The organism is Methyloceanibacter marginalis, from assembly GCF_001723295.1.
In the GTDB taxonomy this organism is placed as follows: Bacteria; Pseudomonadota; Alphaproteobacteria; order Rhizobiales; family Methyloligellaceae; genus Methyloceanibacter; species Methyloceanibacter marginalis.
Map to the genome: position 1 here is coordinate 1 of NZ_LPWD01000196.1, position 4,234 is coordinate 4,234.

The window sequence follows — 4,234 nt, forward strand, 5'->3', positions numbered from 1 at the left end:
GGCGGCTTGGGCTTGGCCAGGGCTTCTCCGGTTGCCCCTGGCAGGCACCTCCGTTTGTAGCGAGTCACTGAGCGTCGCAAGGCTTGGCCTATGCAGCCTATGGCGAGAGCCCGCTCACGGCCGCCCCCAACCCCCTAAACCGATAGCAGCCCCAATGCGCCCCCACAGCAAAAGGCCCCGCACATACGGCGGGGCCTTGCTCTCAGGGCGTCTTTCGAGGAAGTGGGCTAGCTGGCAGCCGCCTTCGCGGCCTGCTTGGCCTCAGCTTGCCAGGTCCTGAACCACTTTTTTCTCCGTGCCTCCATTACCGAAAGTTCGCGCGCAAGCTCGTCGGCACGCGCTTCCCCGTGCTGATCGAAGACGCTGCGGATGAGAGCCTTGCGTTCGCCGTTAGCGAAGCGCTGGGGCAGGCTTTCGGGGATAGCGGCCTTCATACGCTTGGCTGCCTCCTGCTTAGCGGCGCTCGCCTTTGACTTGGTAGCAGGTTTCGCCTTGATGGCCGTCTTCGTCGTCGCCTTCTTCGTAGCGGTCATTGCTCTCTCTCCTGTTTGGGGCATGAGCGCCCTAACAGGAGAACATTTTAGAATTACAACCAAAACGTGTGGTAGCGCCTAGTTAAGGGATGCTTAATCCATGGCTAAGTGTTTAAATCGGCTTTGCTACCTAGGGGGGAACGATGGCCGAGGGGCCTCACGAGGGTTGGCCGCTAAGAGAAGTTTGGAAGGACTATGAGCAGATCGCTATGCACTTTAACGACCTGCTCATGCGCCTTCGCACTCAAGCGTTGGCCGGGGTGGCTGCGCTCTCCGCTCTGATCGGCATTCTTGGCGACGGAGAGTCAGCGACAACCTGGAAAACTGCCGCCTTCGTCCTTGCTTTCTTATTGCTCTATTGGGTCGCCATCTGGGTGATCGACTTCCTTTATTACAATAGGCTTCTTGTCGGAGCGGTTCGAGCGCTCCTCGATGTTGAGGCGTTGAGTAAAGCGAACTCACACGTCAGCGAGATCGATATCAGCACTAAAATTGAGAAGCTGTCGCCGGACAAATTCCGATCAAGGGAGACATGCTCGCGGCTGAACAGCTGAGACGGGGTAGGTGGTGGTTCTACTCCATCGTGTTCGTCGCGCTGCTCCTTGGTTTTACCTTCTCGGTTGCACAATATCTCATCCATGAAGATACGACCGCGGCCTTGCATTCCGCGATCGGGACGTTGCCTGAAGTTTACGACGACGTGGCTGAGCCAGACTAGCTTAGGAGGCGCACGGATGCGCACGCGTCTCATAGCAATAGTCCTCGCAGCGCTGGTGAGTGCCGCGCTCGTTGCGTGCTCGCGTAACCATCAACGCAATTCCGTGGTGCCCGAAAGCGCTCCGACAACGGCTCTCGCCAGTGCAGCCCCTCAACAGGCTGCACCCCCGCTCATCTCGACAGCCCCGGTAGCGGAGGAAGAACAGGCTCCAGCTATAACGGGGAGTGTCCCTTCAGCCTCGGCGACGACTTCCCAACTGTCGAACGAGGCCATCCGTCTGGCGCTTGTCCAGCGTTCAATCGCTAGCTACGCCGGCTCCTGCCCGTGCCCCTACAACTATGACCGCGCCGGAAGAGCGTGTGGGGGACGTAGCGCTCACAGCAGGCCGGGTGGGGCTTCGCCGCTGTGTTACTCGTCGGACGTCTCAGACGAGATGGTCACAGCCTATCGTGGAAGCATGTCGGGCGGCATGCCGGCTCCAGCGCCCAGGGCATTACGCCCGTGCGCAGAGAATGGTTCCTGTTACGGCGATATCAGCACTGGGACAGGAAGGCCTAAGACTGTGCCCGTCAGCGGCTACTACCGAAGGGACGGGACTTACGTTCGGGGTCACTATCGAAGCGCTCCGCGCTAAGCCTATTCGAGAACTCGCAAGGATCTTACCTGGAGTTTGTCGCGTCGTTGCCGCTTCTGGAAGTCCCCCTTAACCTGAACCCTTCGGTTGATTGCTATGCGGCTTTCGTCAATTTCATCTGCGCTTGTGACACAAGTGGTTTGTCTGTGATGAAAGTCTTTGATGATGAAGGTTCCGCTTTCGGCATTCACCTCCACCACAACTCCTGTGATCTGGCGCTCTGAGGTCTCAGCGATCCGGTGAGCACGTCTGATCCTTTCACCCAGCTGATCGTCAACGAGAATCGGCTTCTCTTCGTCTGATCGTCCGGCTCTAAACTCCACGCGCTCGACACCTTCGCCGCCGGATGGAACGATATCGTTGACTTGATCTAAGGTAATAAAATGCTGGATCGCCATGTGGGCCGGGATTTCTCCCACGCTCGCCGTAGCGATGATCTCGTTTAGGTTCTCAAAAAAGCTCCTCCGGTTTACATCCAGGCTATCTCGAACCAAGTCGTCCTTGAATTTTTCACGTATGTCCTTCTTGAGAGCAGCAGTGTCTACAGTGGCTTCGTCAATAGCGATAATCAGGCTCCCAAAGCTTGGCTCAAGGACTTCAAAATCAAATGCGCGCTGAAGCGATTTATCCCCGATCATTGGTGCCGGGAATATCTTTCGCACGGCGTCGTACGTGTCATTGACCAAGCCCTTGAAGAGGCTGAATGGCAACCGTTGAGCGCCAAGCTCTTTGCCAGTGTACTTGATAGAGAAGAACGAGTTGGCCTGGTCTACGCTATCAGCCAGCTGAGTTTCGTTCGTGGCTAAGCCATAGCCCCTTCTCGGCAAAAAGTCGGGAGGCAGGCTCTTAGCGTCGAGCGACCAATATCTCCGAGCCACCAAATTCTTGTCGAGCTCAAGCAGATGGTAGCTAGGATGTTGAAGCGCACCCCAAACTGATAAGCGACCTTGCTTAACCGCCTCGACCGTCGGTGCCGTCGCCTCAGCAACCAAGAAAATATCCGAGGAATCCGTTTCTTCCACTTTATGAAAAAGAAAATCAGTGAAGCCTAACGTCGCCGTAAATAAAGTTGGTCCATCGTAATAGTAGAGCACGTCAACAGGCGTGATCTGAGTTGCAAGCTCGCCGTCAGCCTTGGCGTCGGAGTTCCACATCACGTGCTCTTGGTTGCCAGTGGACCCTGTACGATTGAGAATTTATGCGAGAGGCCTACCTCGTAGTATTTCCAGAACGTGTAGTGATTAGGCTGCTCAGGCTTAGGTGTCTTTTTGAGCTTCCCATCCGTAATGGCGACGCGGCCCTTAGCAATGGCCCACTTCCTCATGTAGCCAAATAGGCTTTGAGCGTGATGGACATCGGCCATGGCCATCCATACCGAGAGCCCCCAGTGATCACACATGCTCTGGTCGCAATTTGACCGGTCTTTTTCAGCCTGAGCGACGAAGTCCTTCTCCCCCATTGGCGGCCTCTTTATACCACGGTAAATAGTGGCATCCACGGGCACCGCTTGTGCGGGAGGACAGCTAGCTGGGATTTGCGGATGGAAGCTCGGCATTCGGAGGCATCAAGTTTCGATTGCCAGTTCCTTTGCCATGCACGCTTGGCTTGTGCAAGCTACAATTGCCCGCCTGTGCCATTCGCTGGCTAAAGCGCTAATGCTGAAAGCGTGTCTGCGAGGGTTCTAGTTTGGTGCCCTCCCTACGACCCTCTTGCCGTTCACCAGCCCTTCGACATGCGCAGCCCACTTGCGCAACAGCATCCGCTTCCGCTTTAGCGCTATGCCGTGACTGTAGCCTGCGGTCGCGCCGCCTACCGCGACGTGGTTCAGCACAAGCTTGCGGTCGAACTCGTCGTGCCCCTCATTCTCGAGCCACGTAGCTACGGTGTGGCGCACACGATGATAGGTGAAGCCAGCGGGCGCTCCCGCCTTCACGAGCTTGCGCACCAATTGCGATCCCGGCCACATGGACACGCCGCTACGGCCGGGGAAGATCGGATCATCCGGCTGCGGCTCGTTCTTAGGCGCGATGCTGTCGAGTGCCGACTTGGCGAACGGCACGAGCGGCGTCTGATAGGCGCGCTTCTTCGTCACCTGCTTCCTTGACTTCGTGCGCTCCCAAGGCGTGATCAGCACGTCGCCCCGAACATCGCCCCATGTCGCCTGCGCGAGTTCCTTTTTGCGCGGCGCGAGCAACAGTAGCAAGCGCAGGTAAGCCCGCCTCGACAGGCTCAAGCTCGCCAGCGGCCAGCCATATCGCCCGGAGCTCGCTGTCGCTGTAGGGCGCTCGTTCCTCGGGCGGCTCGGTGTGAAGTTCAACGGCATCCATAATCGGGCCGCTGACGTAATCG

General features: G+C 57.4%; 5 protein-coding genes. 1 reads left to right on the plus strand and 4 read right to left on the minus strand.

The window, feature by feature from the left end; genetic code table 11:
- Positions 1–227: 227 nt before the first annotated feature.
- Complete coding sequence (locus AUC71_RS08160) at positions 228–533, minus strand: hypothetical protein (protein WP_069623868.1); 306 nt, start codon at positions 531–533, stop codon at positions 228–230.
- Positions 534–676: 143 nt separating this feature from the next.
- Between AUC71_RS08160 and AUC71_RS08165 the strand changes: the two genes are divergently transcribed.
- Complete coding sequence (locus AUC71_RS08165; RefSeq protein WP_069623869.1) at positions 677–1,087, plus strand: hypothetical protein; 411 nt, start codon at positions 677–679, stop codon at positions 1,085–1,087.
- An 800-nt stretch (positions 1,088–1,887) separates the two neighbouring features.
- Here the strand turns inward: AUC71_RS08165 and AUC71_RS08175 are convergent.
- From AUC71_RS08175 to AUC71_RS08185, 3 genes are all read right to left on the minus strand, one after another.
- Positions 1,888–3,039, minus strand: coding sequence for a hypothetical protein (locus AUC71_RS08175; protein WP_069623871.1), 1,152 nt, complete (start codon positions 3,037–3,039; stop codon positions 1,888–1,890).
- Complete coding sequence (locus tag AUC71_RS08180) at positions 3,039–3,344, minus strand: hypothetical protein (protein WP_069623872.1); 306 nt, start codon at positions 3,342–3,344, stop codon at positions 3,039–3,041. The genes AUC71_RS08175 and AUC71_RS08180 overlap by 1 nt, the downstream gene beginning before the upstream one ends.
- A gap of 222 nt (positions 3,345–3,566) precedes the next feature.
- Positions 3,567–4,234: tyrosine-type recombinase/integrase (locus AUC71_RS08185; RefSeq protein ID WP_204376676.1), on the minus strand; the 668-nt coding region annotated here is incomplete at its 5' end.

Coding starts and splice junctions, on each gene's coding strand:
- AUC71_RS08160 (WP_069623868.1), bottom strand. CDS start 533: ATGACCGCTACGAAGAAGGCGACGACGAAGACGGCCATCAAGGCGAAA.
- AUC71_RS08175 (WP_069623871.1), bottom strand. CDS start 3,039: ATGTGGAACTCCGACGCCAAGGCTGACGGCGAGCTTGCAACTCAGATC.
- AUC71_RS08165 (WP_069623869.1), top strand. CDS start 677: ATGGCCGAGGGGCCTCACGAGGGTTGGCCGCTAAGAGAAGTTTGGAAG.
- AUC71_RS08180 (WP_069623872.1), bottom strand. CDS start 3,344: ATGGGGGAGAAGGACTTCGTCGCTCAGGCTGAAAAAGACCGGTCAAAT.